The sequence below is a fragment of the Chitinolyticbacter meiyuanensis genome (assembly GCF_008033135.1).
In the GTDB taxonomy this organism is placed as follows: domain Bacteria; phylum Pseudomonadota; class Gammaproteobacteria; order Burkholderiales; family Chitinibacteraceae; genus Chitinolyticbacter; species Chitinolyticbacter meiyuanensis.
The window spans coordinates 3,797,764-3,820,622 of the sequence record NZ_CP041335.1 but is presented as its reverse complement, the minus strand read 5'-3'; the positions used below and the strand labels follow the sequence as shown (position 1 = coordinate 3,820,622).

15 protein-coding genes, 5 tRNA genes, 3 rRNA genes and 3 pseudogenes are annotated in these 22,859 nt (G+C 59.2%); 10 read left to right on the top strand and 16 right to left on the bottom strand.

Annotation, left to right across the window (positions count from 1 at the left end; translation table 11 throughout):
• Positions 1-40: 40 nt before the first annotated feature.
• From FLM21_RS18240 to FLM21_RS18200, 9 genes are all read right to left on the bottom strand, one after another.
• Positions 41-769, bottom strand: coding sequence for an amino acid ABC transporter ATP-binding protein (locus tag FLM21_RS18240; protein WP_148716937.1), 729 nt, complete (start codon positions 767-769; stop codon positions 41-43).
• The gene (locus tag FLM21_RS18235) at positions 766-1,431 is read right to left on the bottom strand and encodes an amino acid ABC transporter permease (RefSeq protein WP_148716936.1); all 666 of its coding nucleotides are present in this window, start codon (positions 1,429-1,431) and stop codon (positions 766-768) included. Before FLM21_RS18235 ends, FLM21_RS18240 begins: the two co-directional genes overlap by 4 nt.
• The gene (locus FLM21_RS18230) at positions 1,431-2,177 is read right to left on the bottom strand and encodes an amino acid ABC transporter permease (RefSeq protein ID WP_148716935.1); all 747 of its coding nucleotides are present in this window, start codon (positions 2,175-2,177) and stop codon (positions 1,431-1,433) included. Before FLM21_RS18230 ends, FLM21_RS18235 begins: the two co-directional genes overlap by 1 nt.
• A 118-nt stretch (positions 2,178-2,295) precedes the next feature.
• Positions 2,296-3,192 carry a glutamate/aspartate ABC transporter substrate-binding protein gene (locus FLM21_RS18225; protein ID WP_148716934.1) on the bottom strand — a complete coding sequence of 299 codons (897 nt, stop codon included), beginning with the start codon at positions 3,190-3,192 and terminating at the stop codon, positions 2,296-2,298.
• 179 nt (positions 3,193-3,371) lie between these two features.
• The gene (locus FLM21_RS18220; protein ID WP_148716933.1) at positions 3,372-4,112 is read right to left on the bottom strand and encodes an amino acid ABC transporter ATP-binding protein; all 741 of its coding nucleotides are present in this window, start codon (positions 4,110-4,112) and stop codon (positions 3,372-3,374) included.
• A 79-nt stretch (positions 4,113-4,191) separates the two neighbouring features.
• Positions 4,192-4,977 carry a 16S rRNA (adenine(1518)-N(6)/adenine(1519)-N(6))-dimethyltransferase RsmA gene (rsmA, locus tag FLM21_RS18215; RefSeq protein ID WP_148716932.1) on the bottom strand — a complete coding sequence of 262 codons (786 nt, stop codon included), beginning with the start codon at positions 4,975-4,977 and terminating at the stop codon, positions 4,192-4,194.
• 37 nt (positions 4,978-5,014) lie between these two features.
• Positions 5,015-5,998: a 4-hydroxythreonine-4-phosphate dehydrogenase PdxA gene (gene pdxA / locus FLM21_RS18210; RefSeq protein ID WP_148716931.1), complete on the bottom strand. Its 984-nt coding sequence runs from the start codon at positions 5,996-5,998 to the stop codon at positions 5,015-5,017.
• The gene (locus FLM21_RS18205; protein WP_148716930.1) at positions 5,998-7,287 is read right to left on the bottom strand and encodes a peptidylprolyl isomerase; all 1,290 of its coding nucleotides are present in this window, start codon (positions 7,285-7,287) and stop codon (positions 5,998-6,000) included. The genes pdxA and FLM21_RS18205 overlap by 1 nt, the downstream gene beginning before the upstream one ends.
• 6 nt (positions 7,288-7,293) lie before the next feature.
• Complete coding sequence (locus tag FLM21_RS18200; RefSeq protein ID WP_148716929.1) at positions 7,294-9,441, bottom strand: LPS-assembly protein LptD; 2,148 nt, start codon at positions 9,439-9,441, stop codon at positions 7,294-7,296.
• A gap of 53 nt (positions 9,442-9,494) precedes the next feature.
• Between FLM21_RS18200 and FLM21_RS18195 the strand changes: the two genes are divergently transcribed.
• The 10 genes and pseudogenes from FLM21_RS18195 to FLM21_RS18155 all read left to right on the top strand — a co-directional run bounded on the left by FLM21_RS18195 (position 9,495) and on the right by FLM21_RS18155 (position 20,033).
• Positions 9,495-10,526: an aminoglycoside phosphotransferase family protein gene (locus FLM21_RS18195; RefSeq protein WP_148716928.1), complete on the top strand. Its 1,032-nt coding sequence runs from the start codon at positions 9,495-9,497 to the stop codon at positions 10,524-10,526.
• Between the two features lie 7 nt (positions 10,527-10,533).
• The gene (murU, locus tag FLM21_RS18190; RefSeq protein WP_148716927.1) at positions 10,534-11,220 is read left to right on the top strand and encodes an N-acetylmuramate alpha-1-phosphate uridylyltransferase MurU; all 687 of its coding nucleotides are present in this window, start codon (positions 10,534-10,536) and stop codon (positions 11,218-11,220) included.
• 82 nt (positions 11,221-11,302) lie between these two features.
• Positions 11,303-13,018, top strand: coding sequence for a PHA/PHB synthase family protein (locus FLM21_RS18185; protein ID WP_148716926.1), 1,716 nt, complete (start codon positions 11,303-11,305; stop codon positions 13,016-13,018).
• Between the two features lie 427 nt (positions 13,019-13,445).
• Positions 13,446-14,979 (top strand): 16S ribosomal RNA (locus FLM21_RS18180).
• 173 nt (positions 14,980-15,152) lie between these two features.
• Positions 15,153-15,229 (top strand) — tRNA-Ile (locus FLM21_RS18175).
• 38 nt (positions 15,230-15,267) lie between these two features.
• Positions 15,268-15,343 (top strand) — tRNA-Ala (locus FLM21_RS18170).
• 239 nt (positions 15,344-15,582) lie between these two features.
• Positions 15,583-18,472, top strand: a 23S ribosomal RNA gene (locus tag FLM21_RS18165).
• Between the two features lie 172 nt (positions 18,473-18,644).
• Positions 18,645-18,757: ribosomal RNA gene (gene rrf / locus FLM21_RS18160) — 5S ribosomal RNA — on the top strand.
• Together the 16S, 23S and 5S rRNA genes with 2 tRNA genes alongside form the textbook arrangement of a ribosomal RNA operon.
• 167 nt (positions 18,758-18,924) lie before the next feature.
• Positions 18,925-19,074, top strand: a pseudogene (locus FLM21_RS21430) (transposase); the annotation flags it as partial.
• The gene (locus FLM21_RS18155) at positions 19,002-20,033 is read left to right on the top strand and encodes an IS3 family transposase (protein ID WP_246120753.1); all 1,032 of its coding nucleotides are present in this window, start codon (positions 19,002-19,004) and stop codon (positions 20,031-20,033) included. The pseudogene FLM21_RS21430 and the gene FLM21_RS18155, both read left to right, overlap by 73 nt.
• 13 nt (positions 20,034-20,046) lie before the next feature.
• Here FLM21_RS18155 and FLM21_RS18150 read toward each other — a convergent pair whose 3' ends face one another.
• The 7 genes and pseudogenes from FLM21_RS18150 to FLM21_RS18125 all read right to left on the bottom strand — a co-directional run bounded on the left by FLM21_RS18150 (position 20,047) and on the right by FLM21_RS18125 (position 22,812).
• Entirely contained in the window at positions 20,047-20,394 is a 348-nt protein-coding gene (locus tag FLM21_RS18150; protein ID WP_187359981.1) for an ATP-binding protein, read from the bottom strand.
• A 70-nt stretch (positions 20,395-20,464) separates the two neighbouring features.
• Positions 20,465-20,521, bottom strand: a pseudogene (locus FLM21_RS21570) (hypothetical protein); the annotation flags it as partial.
• Positions 20,518-20,697 (bottom strand): hypothetical protein, encoded by a 180-nt coding sequence (locus tag FLM21_RS18145; protein WP_148716924.1) that lies wholly within the window; start codon positions 20,695-20,697, stop codon positions 20,518-20,520. The gene FLM21_RS18145 and the pseudogene FLM21_RS21570, both read right to left, overlap by 4 nt.
• Positions 20,694-22,166: pseudogene (istA, locus tag FLM21_RS18140) on the bottom strand (IS21 family transposase). Before istA ends, FLM21_RS18145 begins: the two are co-directional and overlap by 4 nt.
• 324 nt (positions 22,167-22,490) lie before the next feature.
• Positions 22,491-22,566, bottom strand: a tRNA-His gene (locus tag FLM21_RS18135).
• 59 nt (positions 22,567-22,625) lie between these two features.
• A tRNA-Arg gene (locus tag FLM21_RS18130) sits at positions 22,626-22,702 on the bottom strand.
• 33 nt (positions 22,703-22,735) lie between these two features.
• Positions 22,736-22,812 (bottom strand) — tRNA-Pro (locus FLM21_RS18125).
• Positions 22,813-22,859 lie beyond the last annotated feature (47 nt).

The window sequence follows — 22,859 nt, the reverse complement described above, 5'->3', positions numbered from 1 at the left end:
AACCCGCCAGCGGCGGGTTTTTGTTTGGGCCGGAGCGGGATCAGTGTGCCAGGATTTTCGACAGGAAGGCCTGGGCGCGCTCGCTTCGGGGGCTACCGAAGAACTCGTCCTTCTTCGCATCCTCGACGATGGCGCCACGGTCCATGAAGATCACCCGGTCGGCCACCTTGCGGGCGAAACCCATCTCGTGGGTGACCACCATCATGGTCATGCCTTCCTGGGCAAGCTCGACCATCACGTCGAGCACCTCGTTGATCATCTCGGGATCGAGTGCCGAGGTCGGTTCATCGAACAGCATGGCGATCGGGTCCATGGCCAGCGCACGGGCAATCGCGACGCGCTGCTGTTGTCCGCCCGAGAGCTGGCCGGGGAACTTGGCTGCTTGAGCCGAGAGGCCGACACGGTCGAGCAGCGCGAGGCCCTTCTTCTTTGCCTCTTCCGGTTTGCGGCCCAGCACCTTGACCTGTGCCAGCGTCAGGTTGTCGGTGATCGAGAGGTGTGGAAACAGCTCGAAGTGCTGGAACACCATGCCGACGCGCGATCGCAGCTTGGGCAGGTCGGTCTTGGTATCGCCGACGGAGGTGCCATCGACCAGAATCTTGCCTGCTTGGAATGGCTCCAGCCCGTTGACGCACTTGATCAGCGTGGATTTGCCCGAGCCCGACGGCCCGCAGACCACGACCACTTCGCCCTTCTGCACGGTGGTGCTGCAATCGGTCAGTACCTGGAAATCGCCATACCACTTGCTGACGTTGTCGATCGAGATCATACGGTCAACCTCTTTTGCAGGCGCTTGACCAGGGTCGAGGCGCTGAAACTGATGATGAAGTAAACGAGGCCGGCCACCAACAGGAACTCATGCAGGTTGCCGGTGATGTCGCCTTGCGAGCGGGCACTGTTGAGGAAGTCCATCAGGCCCACGGCATAGACCAGCGAGGTGTCCTGGAACAGGATGATGGATTGCTGCAGCAGTAGCGGCGTCATCTTGCGGAACGCCTGCGGCAGGATCACGAGGCGCATCGTCTGGCTGTAGGTCATGCCAAGCGCGTAGGCCGCATTGACTTGGCCGCGCGAGATCGACTGGATACCGGCGCGTACGATCTCGCAGTAGTAGGCCGCCTCGAACATCATGAAGGCGACGAGGCAGGACGTGAAGGCGCCGATCGGCTGGTTGGTGCCGGTGACCCAGCCGATGATGAAGGGCACCACGAAATAGAACCAGGTGATGACCAGCAGCAGCGGGATGGAGCGGAAGTAGTTGACGTAGAAGCCGGCAAGAAAACTCAGCGTCTTGTTGTGCGACAGCCGCGCCAGCGCCAGCAAGGTGCCGAGCGCCACGCCACCGAGCACGGCCAACACCAGCAGCTTCAGTGTCAGCAGCATGCCCTCCCACAGCGAAGGCAGGGCGGGAACGATAGGGGAGAAGTCCATTATTTACCTCCCAGGGCGATCAGGCCCGGCACGCGCACCTTTTTCTCCACCCAGCGCATGAACAGCATCAAGCCCATGTTGAGCGTGAAGTAGATCAGCGTGGCAAGAGTGAAGGCTTCGAACAGGTTGGCGGTGAACTCGGCTGTTTGCTTGGTCTGCGCCAGGAGCTCCATCAGGCCGATCAACGATGCGACCGACGAGTTCTTGAATACATTGAGGAATTCGCTGGTGAGCGGCGGGATGATGATGCGGAAGGCCTGTGGCAGCAGCACTTGGCGGTAGACCTGGGGCGGGCGCAGGCCCAGAGCATAGGCTGCCATGGCCTGACCGCGCGGCAGCGCCTGGATGCCGGTGCGCACCTGCTCGCACACCCGCGCGGCGGTAAAGAGGCCGAGACAGATGGTGACGCTGATGAAGGCACTGGTGGATGGATTGAGATCCTGCTTGAACCACGTTTCCAGCGGTTCGGGCAGCCAGTCCGGCACGATGAAGTACCAGACGAACAGTTGCACCAGCAGTGGCACATTGCGGAACAGTTCGACGTAGGCACCAGCGATACGGGCGGCGTATCGCCCAGGTAGCGTGCGCATCACGCCGAGCAGGCTGCCGAGCAGGAGCGCGATCACCCACGCTGACAGTGCCAGCGCGACGGTCCAACCTAGGCCGGTGATGAACCAGTCGAGGTAGATTTCCTCGCCGATGCCGGTGGACTTGAAGAAGACGCTCCAGTCCCAGTTGTAATTCATGATGTTCCTCCCACCGTGTGGTCGAGGCGAGGCGTTTCAAACGCCTTCTGTTGCTAGGTTAGAAAAAATCGGCGCCGGGCGCATGGCCCCGGCGCCGATTTCTCTGGGTACTGCCTAGTTACATCTGCTCGGCCGACTTGTCGGTCGGGTTGGCCAGCAGTTCCTTCAGTTCCGGGCTCATCGGGAACTTCATGTTCAGGCCCTTGGGTGGGATCGGGCTTTCGAACCAGCGCTTGTAGATGGCGTTCATCTCGGACGACTTGAACGCGGTCTTGAGTGCGTCGTCGACCACCTTCTTGAACTGCGGATCGTCCTTGCGCATGCTGCAGCCATAGATTTCATACGATTGCGGCTTGCCGACGATGGCCCAGTCATCCGGCTTCTTGGCCTTGGCCATTTCGCCGGCCAGCAGCGCATCGTCCATCATGAAGGCGACGGCGCGGCCCGATTCCAGCATCAGGAACGATTCGCCGTGATCCTTGGCACTGATGATGTTCATGTCCAGCTTCTTCTCGGCGTTCATGGACTTGATCAGGCGCTCCGAGGTGGTGCCGGCAGTGGTGACGACATTCTTGCCTGAAAGATCGGCGAAGTCCTTCACGCCGGAAGTCTTCTTGGTCAACAGGCGTGTGCCGATCTCGAAGATGCCGACTGAGAACGACACCTGCTTTTGGCGTTCCAGGTTGTTGGTGGTCGAGCCGCACTCGAAGTCCACGGTGCCGTTCTGCACCAAGGGGATGCGGGTCTGCGAGGTGACCAGGTTGTAGCGCACCTGCAGGTTGGGCATCTTCAGTTCTTTCTTCACGTTCTCGACGATCTTGTTGGCAAGGTCCATCGAGTAGCCGATGGGCTTCTGGTTGTCGAGATAGGAAAAGGGAATGGAGGAATCGCGATGGCCGACGACGATGACGCCGCTGTCCTTGATCTTCTTCAGCGTACCGCTCAGTTCTTCGGCGTGGGCGCCAGCAGCGAAGAGGGCGGAAACGGCGAGGCTGAGTTGCAGCAGTTTTTTCATCACACACTCCAATAGGGGACTTTGCGTGGACGCAGTATAGGCAGGCGGCCTATCACACGCTCTCAGTGATATCCCTAGCTTATCCCCGGGGTCCGCTGTTTTTGTCTGATGTTCAAATGAAAAAGCCGCCTGTTGGCGGCTTTTGTTGCACATTGGGGTGATTTGCTACGCTTGGCACTTCATCCGTGCATTGGCGCCAGCACTTGCTTGAGGAACTGCCGGGCCCGGTCGTGCCGTGGGTTGCTGAAGAAGGCTTCGGGCGTGGTGTCCTCGAGGATTTCGCCGTGGTCGAGGAACAGCACCCGATCGGCTACTTCGCGGGCAAAGCCCATCTCATGGGTAACCACCATCATGGTCATGCCCGATTCGGCGAGGTCCTGCATCACCTTCAGCACTTCGCCGATCATTTCAGGGTCGAGCGCGCTGGTGGGTTCGTCGAACAGCATCACCTTGGGCTCCATCGCCAGGCCGCGGGCAATGGCGACGCGCTGTTGCTGGCCACCGGACAAGTTGGCTGGATAGGCGTCCTTCTTGTGCGCGAGCCCTACCTTGGTCAACAGCGCGATTGCGCGCTCCTCGGCGGCGGCACGCGACAGCTTCTTCACCTGGATCGGGGCGAGCGTGATGTTGTCCAACACTGACAGGTGCGGGTACAGATTGAAATGCTGGAATACGAAGCCGACGTGCTCGCGCACCCGATTGATGTTGGTGCGCGGATTGTTCACCTGCACGTCGCCGATCCAGATCTCGCCTTCCTCGACCGGTTCTAGCTGGTTGATGGTGCGGATCAGTGTGGACTTGCCCGAGCCGGAGGGGCCGCAGACAACGACGACTTCGCCGGTCTTCACTTCGAGATCGATGTTCTTGAGCACATGGTGCTCGCGGCCGTACCACTTGTTGACCTTGGTAAAGCGGATCATGGTGTTGTTCTGCCTGGGATTTGCCCGGATTGTGTCGACGTCGGCTTGCCACGGCAAGGTGGGAAAACCCTGAACACGCTCAGCGACGGGCCAGTGCGTTGGCGATGGCGACGAACTGGGCCACTTCAAGGTTTTCCGGGCGTAGGCCAGGGTCGATGCCGAGTTCGGCAAACAGCGCGTCGTCGACGATGCCCTTGAGGTTGTTGCGCAGTGTCTTGCGGCGCTGACCGAAGGCCTTGACCACCAGGTCTTCCAGCAGCGGCAGGTCGAGTACCGGATAGCGTGGCGTGGGCCACGGCACCATGCGTACCACGCTGGAATCGACCTTGGGCGGTGGGTAGAACGACTCTGGCGGCACGTCGAGTACCCGCTCCATATGAAAGCGCAGCTGCAGCATCACCGAAAGCCGGCCGTAGTCGGTGGTCGATGGCTCGGCCACCATGCGGTCGACCACTTCCTTTTGCAGCATGAAGTGCATGTCGGCAATGCGGTCGGCGAAGTTGGCGAGGTGGAACAGCAGCGGTGTCGAGATGTTGTACGGCAGGTTGCCGACGAGGCGCAGTTGCCCTCCCGGCGCGATGTCGTCGGCGAGCTGGCCGAAGTCGAACTTCATCGCGTCGACGTTGTGCACGGTGAGTTCGTCGCCGAAGCGGGTTGCCAGATGCGCGACGATATCGCGATCGATCTCCACCGCGTGCAGGCGACCGGTCTGGGCCAGCAGCGGGCCGGTCAGCGCAGCGAGACCTGGGCCGATCTCGACCAGCACGTCACCTGGTTGCGGTGAGACGGCGCTGACGATGGCACCGATCACGCCCTGGTCCTGCAGGAAGTTCTGGCCGAAACGCTTGCGGGGGATATGCGACATGGTTTGAAAGGCGAGTAAGAGATAACAGGCTAGGCGATCAGACGACGCTGCGCTGGCGGGCAACCAGCTCAGCGGCGAGATCGAGCGCGGCGCGCAGGCTGCCCGGATCGGCCCGGCCGGTACCGGCAAGATCAAGCGCGGTGCCATGGTCGACCGAGGTGCGGATCAGCGGCAGCCCCAGCGTGACATTGATGCCGTGGCCGAAGCTGGCGTACTTCAGTACCGGCAGACCCTGGTCGTGGTACATGGCCAGCACGGCGTCACCACGTTCCAGCTGCTTGCGGTTGAACAGCGTGTCGGCCGGCAATGGGCCGATCAGGCGCAGGCCTTCGGCACGCAGGGCCTCCAGCGTCGGGATAAGAACATCGAGCTCTTCGCGCCCGAGGTGGCCGGCTTCGCCGGCATGCGGGTTGAGTCCGGCGACCAGGATGGCCGGTTCGGCGATGCCGAACTTCTGCTTCAGGTCGGCATCGAGGATGCGCAGCGTGCGCGACAACGATTCGGGCGTGATCGCCGCCGGTACGTCGGCCAGGGGGAGATGGGTGGTGGCGAGCGCGACGCGCATGTCGCCGCCAGTGAGTAGCATTACCACCTGCTTGGTGTCGGTACGTGCGGCGAGATACTCGGTGTGGCCGAAGAAGAAGCCGTTGGCAACGCCCGCGTCGTTGATCACGCCCTTGTGGATCGGCGCGGTGACGATGGCGGCGAAACGGCCATCGATGCAGCCGTCGACGGCGATGTCGAGCAGCCGTAGCACATAAGCCGAATTGGCAGTCGCCAGCACGCCCGGCAGCGACGGCGCGGCCAGCGGCACATGCAGCACCGCGATGTCGTCATCGCGCGCTGGATCGAATACAGGCCAGTCGGCGTGGATGCCGATGGCTGCGGCGCGCTCGCGCAACAGTTCCTGGTCTCCGAGCAGGACCACCCGCGCCGGATGGCCGGCTGCCGCAATTTGCGCGGCGATTTCCGGGCCGATCCCGGCCGATTCACCGGTGGTCAGCGCGAGGACCGGGCGCATCACTCATCCTTGAGACGGACGTCGACGTAGGCGCGGTCGCGGGCCTGACGTAGCCAGTCGTCGTAGGCTTCCTCGGCCTTGCGCTGCTTGATGTCCATACGTGCCTGGAAGCGCTCGCGTTCTTCGGTCACGTCCTGGTTCCGGCGTGCAATCACCTGGATCAGGTGCACACCGAATGGCGAGCGGACGAGATTGCTGAGTTCGCCGGGCTTCAGGGTGTTGATTGCCTGCTCGAATTCGGGAACGGTCTCACCCGGGTTGATCCAGCCGAGATCACCGCCACTGGCGGCACTGGTGTCTTCGGAGAATGCACGGGCGATGTCATCGAATTTGGCACCGCCGACGATTCGATCACGCAGCTGTTGGAGCTTCTGGCGGGCATCGGCCTCGGACACCAATTCGTTGGTCTTGATCAGGATGTGGCGGGCATGGGTCTGTTGCACCACTTGGCGTTTGTCATCGGTGCGTTTATCGTCAAGGCGGAACAGATGAAAGCCCATCGGGCTGCGAACGATGTCGGTGAGCTGACCGGGCTTCATGTCCTGCAACAGCTCGAGGAAGGCAGGTGGCAGGCTGCCAGCCGAGCGCCAGCCGAGCGAACCGCCGCTGGTGGCTTCCTTGGCATCGGAATATTGTGCCGCGACACCGGCGAAGGCCTTGCCGTCGGCAAGCTCCTGCCGGGCTGCGACGATGCGCGCGCGGCGTGTCTGGATCTGGTCCGGATTGGCGTTTTCCGGTACTGCGACAAGGATTTGCGAGAGCTGGTATTGCTGATCGGTCTTGCCGGCATTGAGCTTGAGATAGTCATCAACTTCGGCGTCGGTCACCTGAACCTTGTTGTCGACCTCGCGTTCGCGCAAGCGGCTCATGGTAATTTCGTTGCGGATGTCTTCGCGGAAAGCCTTCCAGGTCAGGCCGGATGCCTGCAACTTGGCGCGGAATTCCGGCAGTGACAATTTGTTCTGTTCAGCGATGCGCGCGATACCGCGTTCCAGCTGGGCATCATCGACCCGGATGCCGACCGACGCAGCATATTGCAGTTGCACCTGCTCCAAGACGATGCGTTCGAGTACCTGTTGGCGCAGCACTTCTTCGGGCGGAAGCTTTACATCCTTGCCCTGCAGATTCTTTTTCACCGAGGCGATGCGTGCATCGAGTTCACCCTCGGTGATGACGCCGCGATTGACCACGGCAACGACACGGTCGACGGTCCGCACTTCTGCGTGGGCGATCGTGCCGCCTAGCGTGGCGGCGAGCAGGAAGGGAAGCAACAGGGAGGACACTTTCATCGTTGGTCACTGCTCTTGAGGATAGGGGTCGGTATAACCCGGAATGATATTACGCAGCGTACCGAGCGGGTTGCTGCCCAAGCCGCCCAGGGCACCCAACTGCAACATGGCGAAGTAGGTGGTGTTGTAACGGTCGCCACTGGTCAGGTAGCGCTGGACCGCCAAGCGCAGCCCCCAGCAACCAGCGTTGTATTCGGCGCCGAACAGGCTGTCGAGGGCCAGATTGTCCTTCAGCGAGTAATTCACCCGCCCCACACCGTACCAGCCGCGACCCAATGGCCACTGGAATGAGGCATCAATCTGCTCGGTATCATCGGTCACCCGATTCATCACGTAGCGCAAGTTGAGCACGCGCGCTTCGCCCGGCTGCCACGACAGGCCGACTTCGGCACGCCCGGTACGGGCATCCTGCCAGTTGTACTGCAGGCTGTAGCTGGCGGTAAGGTTGCGCCAAAGCTGGCCACCGAGGGAGACCAGCATGTCCGACTCGTTTTGACTGGCCGGCCGGCCTGGCGCATCGAGCGTGACACGTTGATCGGAGAAGTAGAAGCGCTGTGCCAACGTGGCGTACAGCCGCTCCAGTCCGCTATCCGTTTCGTAGAAGCGGCTGGTCACGGCCAGCGTGAGCTGGTTGGCATCATTGATCCGGTCATTCCCGGAGAATTGGTTCTCGGTGAAGATCTGCGCCAGCGAGAAGTCGGTCTGCCCCGAATCGAAATTGGGCAACATGGACTGGTCGCGATACGGTACGTAGACGTAATAGGCCCGCGGTTCCAGTGTTTGCGTATAAGTCAAGCTGCGGAACTCATCCTCTCGCTCGAACACCAGCCCGGAATCCAGGCTAAACAATGGCACGACACGGGATTCGCTCTCTTCGCCGTCGGTTTCATGCAACCGGTATTGCGTAGCATGCAGGCCGATCTTGGGTGTGACGAAGCTATAGGCGTTCTGAATCGGATAGGCGACGGTTGGATAGACCCAGGCCCGCTCGCCCTCTGTTTTGGTCGGGTGCCGGAAATCGGCATACTCGGCATTGACGCCAATACGCGCCCCCGGAATCCATTGTGGCGTGGCACCGAAATACAGCTGCGGCAAGCGCGCGTACGGCACTTCCACCGAGTTGTCGGCGTTCTGGATGGTCTGGAAGCGTTGCCAGCGCAAATAGCTGTACCAACCATCACCGCTGTAGTTGAACGTGGCTTCGCGTGGCAGATTATCAATTGCGGCAATTTCGGCTTGATTGCCGAAATCGTTGAAGTAGTCGTTGTCCGATACTTTCTGCGCATTCACTGCCAGGGACAGGCGATCAGTGATCTGATGGCGGTGCTGGAACAGCAGGCTGTAGCGACTATCTTCGGTTTCGCTGTCGTTCAGATAGTCGCCACGAATCATGCCGGCATAGCTTGGCTGCAGATAACGAAACTCGCCGCCGGCCATCATGCCACGCTTGGCGAGGTACCGGGGGTAGAAAGTTGCGTCGTAGTTGGGGGCGATATTCCAGTAGAACGGCGTGGTCAGATCGAAGCCGTTTCGGCTGTCTAGGCTGATGGTAGGGGCCAGAAAGCCGGTCTGGCGATTGCCCGACAGCGGGAAATTCATCCATGGCGAGTACAGGATGGGCACGCCGTAGAACTCGACCCAGCCATTGCGGGCGATCCCGGTGTTGGTCATGTAATCCAATGACAGGTCCCGAGCATGGATGTACCAATCGTCATTGTTGACCGGACAGGTGGTGAAGCGCGCGCGCTCCAAACGATATTGGTCTGGCCCTTCGAACAGCAGTTTGACAGCATCGCCACGTGCCAACCCTTGCGCGATCTTGTAGTCGGGATCGGTCAGCGAGCCGCGGCGTTGCTCCAAGTAGTAGTCAAGCTCACGCCCGGTCAGCAGATCCCCATCGCGGCGCATTTCCACGTGATCGCCGGCGGTGACGTGATCGGTCGGTACGTCGTATGTGGCCCAGTCGGCGCGCACTTCGGTGGTGTCGCGCGTGATGATCACGTTGCCGCGGGCTTCGGCTCCTTGCTGGGTATGGCCTTTCACCTCGTCGGCTTCCACCTGGACTGGCGACTCGGTCGCTTCCTCGGCATGGAGGTGGGCTGCGAGCAGGGCGAGCGTCAATGCCGAGAGGCGGAGCGGCGGTAGGGCGATCATGCGGCCGGGGTTGAGATAGAATCCGCGGATTCTACCGCATCCTGTCGTCCGCCATGCAGCAAACCGCCGTGAATCCGCCAGTTCCCCACCTTGATCGCCGGGCCGTCATTATCGACTGGTTGCGCCAAATGCGAGGTAATGCCCCTCAGTCACTCGAAGTCGGTGGCTCGGATGCCAGTGTGCGCCATTACTGGCGTGCGCGTTATACGACGGATAGCGTGATCGTGATGGATGCCGAGCCGACCCAGTTCGATGCGGCCCCGTTTCTGGCGCGGCAAGCCGAGCTGGCCGCCGCGGCCATCCGGGTGCCGACGGTCTTCGCCCACGATGCGACCTTGGGCCTGACGTTGCTTGAGGACCTCGGCAGCCAGGAGCTGACGCCGCTGCTGGACGATGCGGCGACTGCCAAGGCGTGGTATCTGAAGGCGATTGCCAATCTGGTCGCGATCCAGTCGCGACTGACGCATGTGCAGTTGCCGCAGTTCGACGCCGCTTTCCAGCGTCGGGAGATTGAAATCTGCCGCGAATGGTATCTGGGTGTCCATTTGGCGCAAACGTTCGACGACAAGCAACTGGCCGTGTGGGAGCGTAGCGTGGCGCTGATCGTGGCGCGTAATGTGACGCAGACCCATGTCTTCATGCATCGCGATTACCACTCGCGCAATTTGATGGTGGTCGACGGCGAGCTGGCCTTGCTCGACTTCCAGGACGCGGTCAGTGGTCCGGTCAGCTATGACCTGGTTTCGCTGCTGCGTGATGCGTATATCAGTTGGGACGAAGGTTTCGTGCTCGATCTGGCCATCCGCTATTGGGAGCAGGCCCGCGCGGCTGGCGTGCCGGTGCCGGAGGATTTCAGCGAATTCTATGCTGCGTTCGAATGGCAGGGGTTGCAACGCCACCTCAAGGTGCTGGGCCTGTTCGCCCGGCTCAACCATCGCGACGGCAAGTCGCGCTATCTCGCCGACATCCCGCGGGTGTTCGATTACGTGCGCAGCGTCTGTCAGCGTTACAGCGAACTCACGCCGCTTGGACGCCTGCTGCTCGATGCGCGTGGCGAGAAGATCGAAGTCGGCTTCACCTTCTGAGGCAAGCATGAAAGCGATGATCCTGGCTGCCGGGCGCGGCGAGCGCATGCGCCCGCTGACTGACACCTGCCCCAAGCCGCTGCTCGATGTGGGTGGCGAACCATTGCTGGGCTGGCATTTGCGCCGACTGGCTCGAGTTGGCATCACCGAGGTGGTGATCAACCATGCCTGGCTGGGTGAGCAAATCGAGGCGCGCTTGGGTAATGGTGCAGAATGGGGGGTACGCATTAATTACTCGCGCGAGGCCGAAGCGCTGGAGACTGCCGGTGGCATCGCCCAGGCGCGCGAATTGCTCGGCGAAGCGCCATTCCTGCTGTTGAGCGGTGATGTCTACAGTGAGTACGACCTGACCCGGCTACTGCCAGTCGCGGCTGCCATGCGCGCTGATCCGCAGCGACTGGCCCACTTGGTGATGGTCGACAATCCGCTCTATCACCCCCATGGCGATTTTGCCCTGGTTGATGGTTTGATCGCGCCCGATGCGGTGCCTCGCCTGTGTTACGCCAATATCGCCGTCTGCAGCCCGTCTATTATCGATGGGGTCGCCGCTGGTGAGGTGGCCAAGCTCGGTCCGTTGCTGGCGGATGCGGCGCGCGCCGGGCGCGTGACTGGCGAATACTTCAGCGGCGTCTGGATCAATGTCGGCACTCCGGTTGATCTTGCCGAGGCGAGGGCCGCAGCCAGCGGCCTTTGAGCGGTCGGCCGGCGATGACGGCCTTGAGGCATGCTGCGCTGCAGCGTAAGCTGGGCAACGAGGTCCGTCCACGGAGTAGCCCATGTCGTTGCCTTCCGATTTCTTCGCCCAGCAGCAAGAGCGGTTCGACACGCTGCAGCACAGCCTACGCCAAGCCTTCGATCCGTTCGGCTTGGTCCAGACCACCTTCGATGCCCAGCGGGCCTGGTTGAGCCATCCGGACAAGCTGGCGGAAACGCTGGGGGGCTGGGGCGCGGATTATGTGCACTGGGTCACCTTTACCGCTCGCCGTTTCTGGGGTGAGCCCGACACCGACCTGTTCCCGCCGCACCCGGACGATACCCGCTTCGCCGATCCGATCTGGCGCGACTCGCCGTTCTGGGATGGCATCAAGGAGTGGTATCTGTTCAATACCCGCTGGCTGCAGGATGCGCTCTACGCTACGCCGGGCCTGTGCGAGAACGGCTGTTCGCGTGCCGCCTTCTGGCTGCGGCAGGTGCTGAACGCCGTTGCGCCGACCAATTACTTTTTCCTCAATCCGGTGGCCATGGCCAAGGCGCTGGCGACCCGTGGTGACAGTGTCGTGCAGGGCTGGCAGAACTTCGCGCGCGATCAGGCGGCGGGTGACATTGCCATGACCGACATGTCCGCGTTCAAGGTTGGTGAGAACCTGGCTACCACGCCAGGCGCGGTGGTCTACCGTGGCCACCTGCTGGAAGTGATCCACTACGAGGCGACCACGCCCACCGTGCACAAGGTGCCGCTGGTGATCGTGTCGCCGTGGATCAACAAGTATTACGTGCTCGATCTCGATCCGAAGAAAAGCCTAGTGCGCTACTTGGTCGAGCAGGGCTATTCGGTATTCATTACCAGCTGGAAGAACCCGGGGCCGGACGAGCGCGAGCTGGCATTCGACGACTACATCACCGAGGGTATTGATCGCATCGTCGAAGTGGCGCGCGAAGTCAGCGGTAGCGACGCGGTGAACCTTGCCGGCTATTGCATCGGCGGTACGCTGGTCGCGACCTATCTCGCATGGTTGGCCAAGCGTGGTGATGCGGCGCGTATTGCCAGTGCGACCTTGCTGACGTCGCTGACCGATTTTTCGATGCCGGGTGATATCGAGGTCTTTCTCGATGAAGAAGGCCTTGCCTTCGTCGAAAACACCATTCGCCGCAAAGGCTACCTCGATGGCAAGGAGATGGCAGCGAGCTTTCGCATGCTGCGCGCCAACAGCCTGGTCTGGAATTACTGGGTGGGTAATTACCTACTGGGCGAAACACCGATGGCGTTCGACGTGCTCTACTGGAACATGGACACCACCCGCATGCCCGAGCGCATGCACTGCTATTACCTGCGCGAGTTCTATTTCAACAATAAGCTGATCCAACCCGACGCATTGACCATCGCTGGCGAAGCCATCGATATAGGGCGTATCGAGACGCCGCTCTTCATGGTCAGTACCGAAGAGGATCATATTGCGCCATGGAAGCAGACCTGGAAGCTGATCGAGCGCGCCAAGAGCAACATCGCCTTTACGCTCTCCACGTCGGGCCACATCCTCGGTATCGTCAACCCGCCGCGTCCGGATTCGAAGCGCGCTTATTGGCAGGGTGGTGCAGAGGCGGGGCAATCACCGGATGTATGGAAGGCGGGTCAGCAAAAACAGGCGGGTTCGTGGTGGCCGAGTTGGACTTCATGGTTGTCGGGGCGTTCGGGCGAGCAGGTCAAGCCCAAGGTTGCCACCCGCAAGCATGCCAAGCTTGACGATGCGCCGGGGTGGTATGTGCTGGAATAGATGTCGTTTGCGGCAAAACATAAGCTGCCGCCCTCGGGCGGCAGCTTATGTTTTGAGTCGTTCCGTATGGAGTTTCGCCTGCCCTCAAACACATCTTTGCCTGTATACGCGCCGATGCTATTGCCATGTTCCGTTGCGGTTCAGGGGTTTAGCGGATTGGGCGGAAGAATTTTGCGGGGAGGTGTTGACGGGTGTGTGGGAGGGCCGTATAGTTCGGCTTCTTCGCTGCTGACACAGCAACGAAACAAGCGAAACGAAGAGTTTAGCAGGTTTCGGCGGTGCAGCGGTTCTGATCTTTAACAAAATACAGCCGATGCGTGTGAGTGCTTGGTGGGAAACCAACAAGTGCTCGCACGAGACGAAAGAAAATCATCTTCGGATGATTCCTTGAGTTAAGTACGAGCCAAAGTACTAAAGCTAAGTGATTAAACAAAAGAGTTTGATCCTGGCTCAGATTGAACGCTGGCGGCATGCTTTACACATGCAAGTCGAACGGTAACAGGGACTTCGGTCCGCTGACGAGTGGCGAACGGGTGAGTAATACATCGGAACGTGCCTATTAGTGGGGGATAGCCCGGCGAAAGCCGGATTAATACCGCATACGCCCTGAGGGGGAAAGTGGGGGATCGCAAGACCTCACGCTATTAGAGCGGCCGATGGCTGATTAGCTAGTTGGTAGGGTAAAGGCCTACCAAGGCGACGATCAGTAGCGGGTCTGAGAGGACGACCCGCCACACTGGGACTGAGACACGGCCCAGACTCCTACGGGAGGCAGCAGTGGGGAATCTTGGACAATGGGCGCAAGCCTGATCCAGCAATGCCGCGTGGGTGAAGAAGGCCTTCGGGTTGTAAAGCCCTTTTGTCAGGGAGCAAATCCTTGGAGCTAATATCTCCCGGGGATGAGAGTACCTGAAGAATAAGGACCGGCTAACTACGTGCCAGCAGCCGCGGTAATACGTAGGGTCCAAGCGTTAATCGGAATTACTGGGCGTAAAGCGTGCGCAGGTGGCTTGTTAAGAGCGATGTGAAATCCCCGGGCTCAACCTGGGAACTGCATTGCTGACTGGCTCGCTAGAGTGCGGCAGAGGGGGGTGGAATTCCACGTGTAGCAGTGAAATGCGTAGAGATGTGGAGGAACACCGATGGCGAAGGCAACCCCCTGGGCTGACACTGACACTCATGCACGAAAGCGTGGGGAGCAAACAGGATTAGATACCCTGGTAGTCCACGCCCTAAACGATGTCTACTAGTTGTTGGGGATTTCGATCCTTAGTAACGCAGCTAACGCGTGAAGTAGACCGCCTGGGGAGTACGGTCGCAAGATTAAAACTCAAAGGAATTGACGGGGGCCCGCACAAGCGGTGGATGATGTGGATTAATTCGATGCAACGCGAAAAACCTTACCTGGTCTTGACATGTACGGAACCCTTTAGAGATAGAGGGGTGCCTTCGGGAGCCGTAACACAGGTGCTGCATGGCTGTCGTCAGCTCGTGTCGTGAGATGTTGGGTTAAGTCCCGCAACGAGCGCAACCCTTGTCCTTAGTTGCTACCATTCAGTTGAGCACTTTAAGGAGACTGCCGGTGACAAACCGGAGGAAGGTGGGGATGACGTCAAGTCCTCATGGCCCTTATGACCAGGGCTTCACACGTCATACAATGGTCGGTACAGAGGGTCGCCAACCCGCGAGGGGGAGCCAATCTCATAAAACCGATCGTAGTCCGGATTGCACTCTGCAACTCGAGTGCATGAAGTCGGAATCGCTAGTAATCGCGGATCAGCATGTCGCGGTGAATACGTTCCCGGGCCTTGTACACACCGCCCGTCACACCATGGGAGTGGGTTCTACCAGAAGTAGCTAGGCTAACCGCAAGGAGGCCGGTTACCACGGTAGGATTCATGACTGGGGTGAAGTCGTAACAAGGTAGCCGTAGGGGAACCTGCGGCTGGATCACCTCCTTTCAAGAGCAAGGTTCTCTTGCCAAGTACTCACACTCATCGGCTGTAAGTTGAAGATACGGAGAACTGGGTCATGTAGATGACCCGGGGAAGAAACTGGGTCAGTCGCTCAGCCGGCGTAGATTATCTAAATGATGATGGCGCGGGTGGCGTGAATGGTCTGGTGGAAGAAAACTGGGTCAGTAGCTCAGTCGGTTAGAGCACCGTCTTGATAAGGCGGGGGTCATAGGTTCGATTCCTATCTGACCCACCATTTACCGCTTGGTGGATGGGAAGACAGTTTGATCCGATGGGGGCATAGCTCAGTTGGGAGAGCACCTGCTTTGCAAGCAGGGGGTCGTCGGTTCGATCCCGTCTGCCTCCACCAACACCGAATGTCTGGAAGGATTCAGAAGCAAAGTCATTGCAAGATGCAGTGGGTTTGCTTCTGACTGCTTCAGTTGGACGAGTATTAAACTCTGTATCTGATCTTTAACAAGATAGAAGAAGCAAGACTCAAATTTGTTTTAATTGGGTTTGATTGTATCGAGTTCTGAATTCGACAAGTCGAAGGATTCAGACGTCGCAAACACTGTAATCAAGAACACATCGTGTTTGAGGTTATAGGATCAAGCGAATAAGTGCATCTGGTGGATGCCTTGGCGATCACAGGCGATGAAGGACGCGGCAGCCTGCGAAAAGCTGCGGGGAGCTGGCAAACGAGCTTTGATCCGCAGATGTCCGAATGGGGAAACCCACCTCTTTTGAGGTATCCATGACTGAATACATAGGTCATGTGAAGCGAACCAGGGGAACTGAAACATCTAAGTACCCTGAGGAAAAGAAATCAACCGAGATTCCCAAAGTAGTGGCGAGCGAAATGGGAAGAGCCTGTATGTGATAGTCATTGTTTTAGTGGAATGGTATGGAAAGGCCAGCGATAGTGGGTGATAGCCCCGTACACGAAAAGACAATGGTGGTACTGAGCATACGACAAGTAAGGCGGGACACGCGAAATCCTGTCCGAAGATGGGGGGACCATCCTCCAAGGCTAAATACTCGTGATCGACCGATAGTGAACCAGTACCGTGAGGGAAAGGCGAAAAGAACCCCGGGAGGGGAGTGAAATAGAACCTGAAACCGGATGCATACAAACAGTGGGAGCCCCCTCGTGGGGTGACTGCGTACCTTTTGTATAATGGGTCAGCGACTTACGTTCAGTAGCGAGCTTAACCGAATAGGGGAGGCGTAGGGAAACCGAGTCCGAATAGGGCGTTTAGTTGCTGGGCGTAGACCCGAAACCAGGTGATCTATCCATGGCCAGGATGAAGGTGCGGTAACACGCACTGGAGGTCCGAACCCACTAGTGTTGCAAAACTAGGGGATGAGCTGTGGATAGGGGTGAAAGGCTAAACAAACCTGGAAATAGCTGGTTCTCCCCGAAAACTATTTAGGTAGTGCCTCAAGTATCACTAACGGGGGTAAAGCACTGTTATGGCTAGGGGGTCATCGCGACTTACCAAACCATGGCAAACTCTGAATACCGTTAAGTGCGAGCTTGGGAGACAGACATCGGGTGCTAACGTCCGGTGTCAAGAGGGAAACAACCCAGACCGCCGTCTAAGGTCCCAAATGCTAGATTAAGTGGAAAACGAGGTGGGAAGGCATAGACAGCCAGGATGTTGGCTTAGAAGCAGCCATCATTTAAAGAAAGCGTAATAGCTCACTGGTCGAGTCGTCCTGCGCGGAAGATGTAACGGGGCTCAAATCTAGAACCGAAGACGCGGATGTATCTTTGATACATGGTAGGGGAGCGTTCCGTAGGCCTGTGAAGGTGGCTTGTAAAGGCTGCTGGAGGTATCGGAAGTGCGAATGCTGACATGAGTAGCGTTAAAACGGGTGAAAAGCCCGTTCGCCGAAAGCCCAAGGTTTCCTACGCAACGTTAATCGGCGTAGGGTGAGTCGGCCCCTAAGGCGAGGCTGAAAAGCGTAGTCGATGGGAAACAGGTTAATATTCCTGTACCGATTCTGAGTGCGATGTGGGGACGGAGAAAGGTAGGTCAGCCGGGTGTTGGATGTCCCGGTTTAAGCGTGTAGGTGGGGGATTTAGGCAAATCCGGATCCCTGTTAACACTGAGGCGTGATGACGAGGTCTCATTGAGACCGAAGTGATTGATCCTATGCTTCCAGGAAAAGCCACTAAGCTTCAGCTCAGAATTGACCGTACCGCAAACCGACACTGGTGGGCAGGATGAGAATTCTAAGGCGCTTGAGAGAACTCAGGAGAAGGAACTCGGCAAATTGACACCGTAACTTCGGGAGAAGGTGTGCCACTGTAGGGTGAAGCGACTTGCTCGTGGAGCTCGAAGTGGTTGCAGTGAAAAGGTGGCTGCGACTGTTTATCAAAAACACAGCACTCTGCTAACACGAAAGTGGACGTATAGGGTGTGACGCCTGCCCGGTGCCGGAAGGTTAAGTGATGGGGTGCAAGCTCTTGATCGAAGCCCCGGTAAACGGCGGCCGTAACTATAACGGTCCTAAGGTAGCGAAATTCCTTGTCGGGTAAGTTCCGACCCGCACGAATGGCGTAACGATGGCCACACTGTCTCCTCCTGAGACTCAGCGAAGTTGAAATGTTTGTGAAGATGCAATCTCCCCGCTGCTAGACGGAAAGACCCCGTGAACCTTTACTGTAGCTTTGCATTGGACTTTGAACGGACTTGTGTAGGATAGGTGGGAGGCTTTGAAGTGGTGACGCTAGTTGCCATGGAGCCGTCCTTGAAATACCACCCTGGTGCGTTTGAGGTTCTAACCTAGGTCCATCATCTGGATCGGGGACCGTGCATGGTAGGCAGTTTGACTGGGGCGGTCTCCTCCCAAAGTGTAACGGAGGAGCTCGAAGGTCACCTAGGTACGGTCGGACATCGTACTGATAGTGTAATGGCACAAGGTGGCTTGACTGCGAGACCGACAAGTCGAGCAGGTGCGAAAGCAGGACATAGTGATCCGGTGGTTCTGTATGGAAGGGCCATCGCTCAACGGATAAAAGGTACTCCGGGGATAACAGGCTGATTCCGCCCAAGAGTTCACATCGACGGCGGAGTTTGGCACCTCGATGTCGGCTCATCACATCCTGGGGCTGTAGCCGGTCCCAAGGGTATGGCTGTTCGCCATTTAAAGTGGTACGTGAGCTGGGTTCAAAACGTCGTGAGACAGTTTGGTCCCTATCTGCAGTGGGCGTTGGAAGTTTGAGGGGGGCTGCTCCTAGTACGAGAGGACCGGAGTGGACGCACCTCTGGTGTACCGGTTATCACGCCAGTGGTATCGCCGGGTAGCTAAGTGCGGAAGAGATAAGCGCTGAAAGCATCTAAGCGCGAAACTTGCCCCAAGATGAGACTTCCCTGGGAACTTGATTCCCCTGAAGGGTCGTTCGAGACCAGGACGTTGATAGGTCAGGTGTGGAAGCGCAGTAATGCGTTAAGCTAACTGATACTAATTGCCCGTGAGGCTTGATCCTATAACCTGAGCCGCGATGGTTCGGGTGTTGTGACGAGACTCGATACAAACCCTGAACAAATTTGAGTGTGGTGTGGTGAGGGACGCGAATGCGGACACAAGCCAGGCCATGAAGTAGTGCTTCTTCTATCGAATTCAGCGAAACGATAACAGTCGTAACGCAACCAGTTACGTCTGGCGACCATAGCGAGTTGGCCCCACGCCTTCCCATCCCGAACAGGACCGTGAAACGACTTAGCGCCGATGATAGTGCGGATTCCCGTGTGAAAGTAGGTCATCGCCAGACTCCCCATCGAACCCCCTGATGCCGCGCATCAGGGGGTTTTTGTTTGGAGTGGGGCTGAGTTTTGGAGGACGCGACTGACCTTCCCCCACGGAGTGAACCCGACGTCCCCCCAAGTTTGAGTAGCACGCAGCTTTAGAGTCCAATCCCTTCCATCAAGGAGACTGGACGTGAAGAAACGCTTTTCCGAAGAACAAATCATCGGCTTCCTGCGCGAGGCCGAAGCGGGCTTGCCCATCAAGGAACTGTGCCGCCGGCACGGTTTCTCCGAAGCCAGTTACTATCTCTGGCGCAGCAAGTTCGGCTGCATGAGCGTCTCCGACGCCAAGCGGCTCAAGGAACTCGAGGCCGAGAATGCTCGGCTCAAGCGCATGCTGGCCAATTCGATGCTCGAAAACGAGGTCATCAAGGAAGCACTGCAAAAAAAGTGGTGACCGCACCAACGCGACGCGAGCTGGTGCGGTTCCTCGCCGGACGGGGTCTGAGTGAGCGCTGGGCGTTGCGCATCGCCCGAATGAGTCCGAGCGCCTTGCGCTACCGGCCCAAGCCGGATCGGAACGGCATGTTACGGCAGCGGATCGTCGAACTGGCGCAGCGCCATCGTCGCTACGGTGCAGGGATGATCTATCTGAAGCTGCGCCAGAGCGGCTGGGCAGTGAACCACAAGCGGGTAGAACGGCTATATGCACTGGCCGGGCTGCAAGTGCGGCGACGCAAGCGCAAGAAGGTGCCGCCATCGGAGCGGCAGCCGCTGATCCGGCCGCAGGTCGCCAATGCGGTCTGGTCGATGGACTTCGTGTTTGATCGCACGGCCGAAGGACGAGTGATCAAATGCCTGACCGTTGTCGACGATGCCACGCATGAAGCCATTGCGGTGATCCCGGAGCGAGCCATCAGTGGCGAAATTCTGACGCGGCAACTGGATCGATTAGCGGTCTCACGCGGCTTGCCGCAGGTGATTCGCACTGACAACGGCAAGGAGTTCTGCGGTCGAGCGATGCTGCACTGGGCGTACCGGCGCGGCATCACGCTGCGGCAGATTGAACCGGGCAAACCGAACCAGAACGCTTACATCGAATCATTCAATGGCCGGCTGCGGGACGAATGTCTGAACGAGCACTGGTTCACCAGCTTGGCGCATGCGCGGGTGGTGATCGAAGCCTGGCGACGGGAATACAACGAGGAGCGGCCGAAGAAGGCGTTGGGCGGGCTGACGCCATCGGCCTATGCCCGGCAGCTAGCGAGGAAGAAACCGGTAATATCGGGGGCCGGACTCTAAAGCGAAATGCTATTCATGAGGGGGTGACGTCGCCGAACACGCTGCCCCATTCGCTGAAGCTCAGGTTGATCGTGATGATCACGCTGGTATGCTCGTACAACTTGGAGAGCAGGTGGAACAGCAAGGCACCGCCGGCCTGACTGAAGGGCAGGTAACCCAGCTCATCGAGGATCAGCAGGTCCACATACAGTAGCCGATGGGCCAGTTGCCCTGCCTTGCCTTGGGCTTTCTCGCTTCTAGCAGGTTGACCAGCTCCACGGTCGAGTGGAAGCGCACCCGTTTGCCGTACTGCAGCACCGCCGCCACCCCCAAGCGCCGTGGCCAGATGCGTCTTGCCGGTGCCCGGCCCACCGATGAACACGACCGTTCTGTGCCTGGGCGGTGAAGGCGGTGGCATGCAAGTCACGGACCAGCGCTTCATCCACCTTAGCCTGGCTGAAGTCGAAGCCGGCCAGGTCCCGGTGGGAAGGGAAGCGTGCCGCCTTCATCTGGTAGCCAATGGCGCGCACCTGTCGCTTGGCATGCTCTGCATCCAGCAGAGTTGGCCGAGCAGCGTTTCCGGCTCGAACGCGGCATGGCGGCTACGCGCCAGTACCTCCGGCCAATTGGCCGCCATGCCATACAGCTTGAGTGCCTTGAGCCGCGCAATGATCTCGGTGCTCATGCTCGCCCCTCCCGCAGCCGGTCGTAGCGCTGCACATCCGCCTGAGGGACTTCATGCAGGCAGGGCAGCAGTGTGTCGATGGGCGCGATGGGCGTGGCTGGCTTGAGCCGCGCCAGCACGTTGAGCACATGATCGGCACTGGGGCGACCGGATGCCAGGGCTTGCTCCACGGCCGCCAGCAAGACCTCCAGGCCATGGATCGGCACCGCGGCCAACACCTGTGTCATGACGCGATCACCGCCCGCGTGGCGCAACAGATGACGTTGCAGCAGCTGTAGTGGCGTCGGCATGGTCTTGAAGGGGGCGCCATCGCGCAAGGCACCCGGCTTGGTCTGCGCTAGGGCAATGTAGTGCTGCCAGTCGTAGCGGGTCTGATCACGCTCGAAACAGCGGGTATGTCGAGTCACTTTTTGGTCTTCTGCCATCAGCACCAGCTGGGTGGGGTAAATCCGCACGCTCAGCAGTGCATTCACGTAGCGGGTCGGCACACTGTAGCGGTTGCGCTGGCAGTGGATCGGGCTGGTGGCGGAGACACGGACCAGGTGCTCGACATAGCCGTCGAAGGGCTTCGGGCATGGCATCCGCCGGGGTTGCTCTGCCTGCCATACCTCGGCGATGGTCAGGGCGGGCCACTCGGGATGAGACTGCTCCTCCCAATATTGCCGACAACGCGCAGCCAACTAGGCATTGAGCGTGGCGAAGTCGGTCCAGCGTCGTTCCAGTGCTTCACGCCAAACTTGGCGTCGGCGGTCCTGCACATTCTTCTCGACTAGGCCCTTCTCCCAGCCCGCCGCCGGATTGCAGAACACGGGTTCGAACAGATAGTGCGAGCACATGGCGGCAAAGCGCAGGTTGATGCTGCGGGCCTTGCCCAGGCCGACCTTGTCCACGGCGGTCTTCATGTTGTCGTAGAGGCCACGACGTGGCACCCCGTCAAACGCCGCAAAGGCCTGCGCATGGGCATCGAACAGCATCTCGTGGCTTTGCATGGGATAAGCGCTCAGCCAGAACGCCCGCGAGTGCGCCAGCTTGGTATGGGCGACCTCGGCCCGCCGCCGCAAGCCACCAACAAAGGCGTACTCGCAGCTCCAGTCGAACTGGAAGGCATCGCCAGGCTCGAAACTCAGCGGCACAAAGGCCGCGTGCCTTGGCGCGTTGGCTTGTGCTTCGCGCCAACGACGCACCCACACCACCACCCGCGGATAGCTGCCGGGATAACCCAGCGCCTTGGCAGTCCGTCCCTCCCGGCTAGGTCGATGCGCATCCGCCCTGAGGGCTGCAGCCAGTGGTTCGATCCAGGCATCCAGCATGCTGGTTGTGGTGCGTTTGGGATACTTCGGCTCGGTCACGCAGTCTTGGCGCAACCATTGCCGCACGGTGTTCCAGCTCAGTCCGGTCCGGCGGCTGATCTCGCGGATGGAGAGGCCATCGCGCAGGTGCATTCGTCTGATCTTGGCCAACATGCCCACGTCTATCACTCCTGCTCCCTGCTCATCGCTTGAGCAGGACAGTGTCGACAGGTGGGTCAGTTTTAGGTGATCGCGAGGGCTAGAAGTGGGTCAGTTCTGGATGATCGTCAACACCCAGAGCACAATCTGCAAATATCTGCTGGAAGAACTCAACCGGGATGTTAAGCGATGTCTTGATGATTGCCGTTAGTTCACTTGGCTTGCTACAGCTATGCCTTCAGGGGGAGGGGGCGTTCGATGACAGGGCGGGCCGAAGGATCGAGAGCTCAGCTCAAACCCAAAGTAGAAAAGAAAAAACCCCTTGATTTCTCAAGGGGTTTGATCTGGGGTGGCTGATGGGGCTCGAACCCACGACAACAGGAATCACAATCCTGGACTCTACCAACTGAGCTACAGCCACCGCTGAGCGGTGCATCATCCGATTTTAGCCGTCTGATTTAAAACTGGTTTTGCGAGATCTGGCGCGCCCGACAGGAATCGAACCTGTAACCTACGGCTTAGAAGGCCGTTGCTCTATCCGGTTGAGCTACGAGCGCCCGGTGCAACGTTCTTATGCCTATCTCAAAGTCTGGTCGGGGCGGTGGGATTCGAACTCACGACCCTCTGCTCCCAAAGCAGATGCGCTACCAGGCTGCGCTACGCCCCGAACAGAGGCGCGACTATAGCGGGATTCGGCGGTAGGGTCAAGCAAGG

Coding starts and splice junctions, on each gene's coding strand:
- murU (WP_148716927.1), top strand. CDS start 10,534: ATGAAAGCGATGATCCTGGCTGCCGGGCGCGGCGAGCGCATGCGCCCG.
- FLM21_RS18225 (WP_148716934.1), bottom strand. CDS start 3,192: ATGAAAAAACTGCTGCAACTCAGCCTCGCCGTTTCCGCCCTCTTCGCT.
- FLM21_RS18240 (WP_148716937.1), bottom strand. CDS start 769: ATGATCTCGATCGACAACGTCAGCAAGTGGTATGGCGATTTCCAGGTA.
- FLM21_RS18220 (WP_148716933.1), bottom strand. CDS start 4,112: ATGATCCGCTTTACCAAGGTCAACAAGTGGTACGGCCGCGAGCACCAT.
- rsmA (WP_148716932.1), bottom strand. CDS start 4,977: ATGTCGCATATCCCCCGCAAGCGTTTCGGCCAGAACTTCCTGCAGGAC.
- pdxA (WP_148716931.1), bottom strand. CDS start 5,998: ATGCGCCCGGTCCTCGCGCTGACCACCGGTGAATCGGCCGGGATCGGC.
- FLM21_RS18230 (WP_148716935.1), bottom strand. CDS start 2,177: ATGAATTACAACTGGGACTGGAGCGTCTTCTTCAAGTCCACCGGCATC.
- FLM21_RS18185 (WP_148716926.1), top strand. CDS start 11,303: ATGTCGTTGCCTTCCGATTTCTTCGCCCAGCAGCAAGAGCGGTTCGAC.
- FLM21_RS18145 (WP_148716924.1), bottom strand. CDS start 20,697: ATGAGCACCGAGATCATTGCGCGGCTCAAGGCACTCAAGCTGTATGGC.
- FLM21_RS18200 (WP_148716929.1), bottom strand. CDS start 9,441: ATGATCGCCCTACCGCCGCTCCGCCTCTCGGCATTGACGCTCGCCCTG.
- FLM21_RS18195 (WP_148716928.1), top strand. CDS start 9,495: ATGCAGCAAACCGCCGTGAATCCGCCAGTTCCCCACCTTGATCGCCGG.
- FLM21_RS18235 (WP_148716936.1), bottom strand. CDS start 1,431: ATGGACTTCTCCCCTATCGTTCCCGCCCTGCCTTCGCTGTGGGAGGGC.
- FLM21_RS18205 (WP_148716930.1), bottom strand. CDS start 7,287: ATGAAAGTGTCCTCCCTGTTGCTTCCCTTCCTGCTCGCCGCCACGCTA.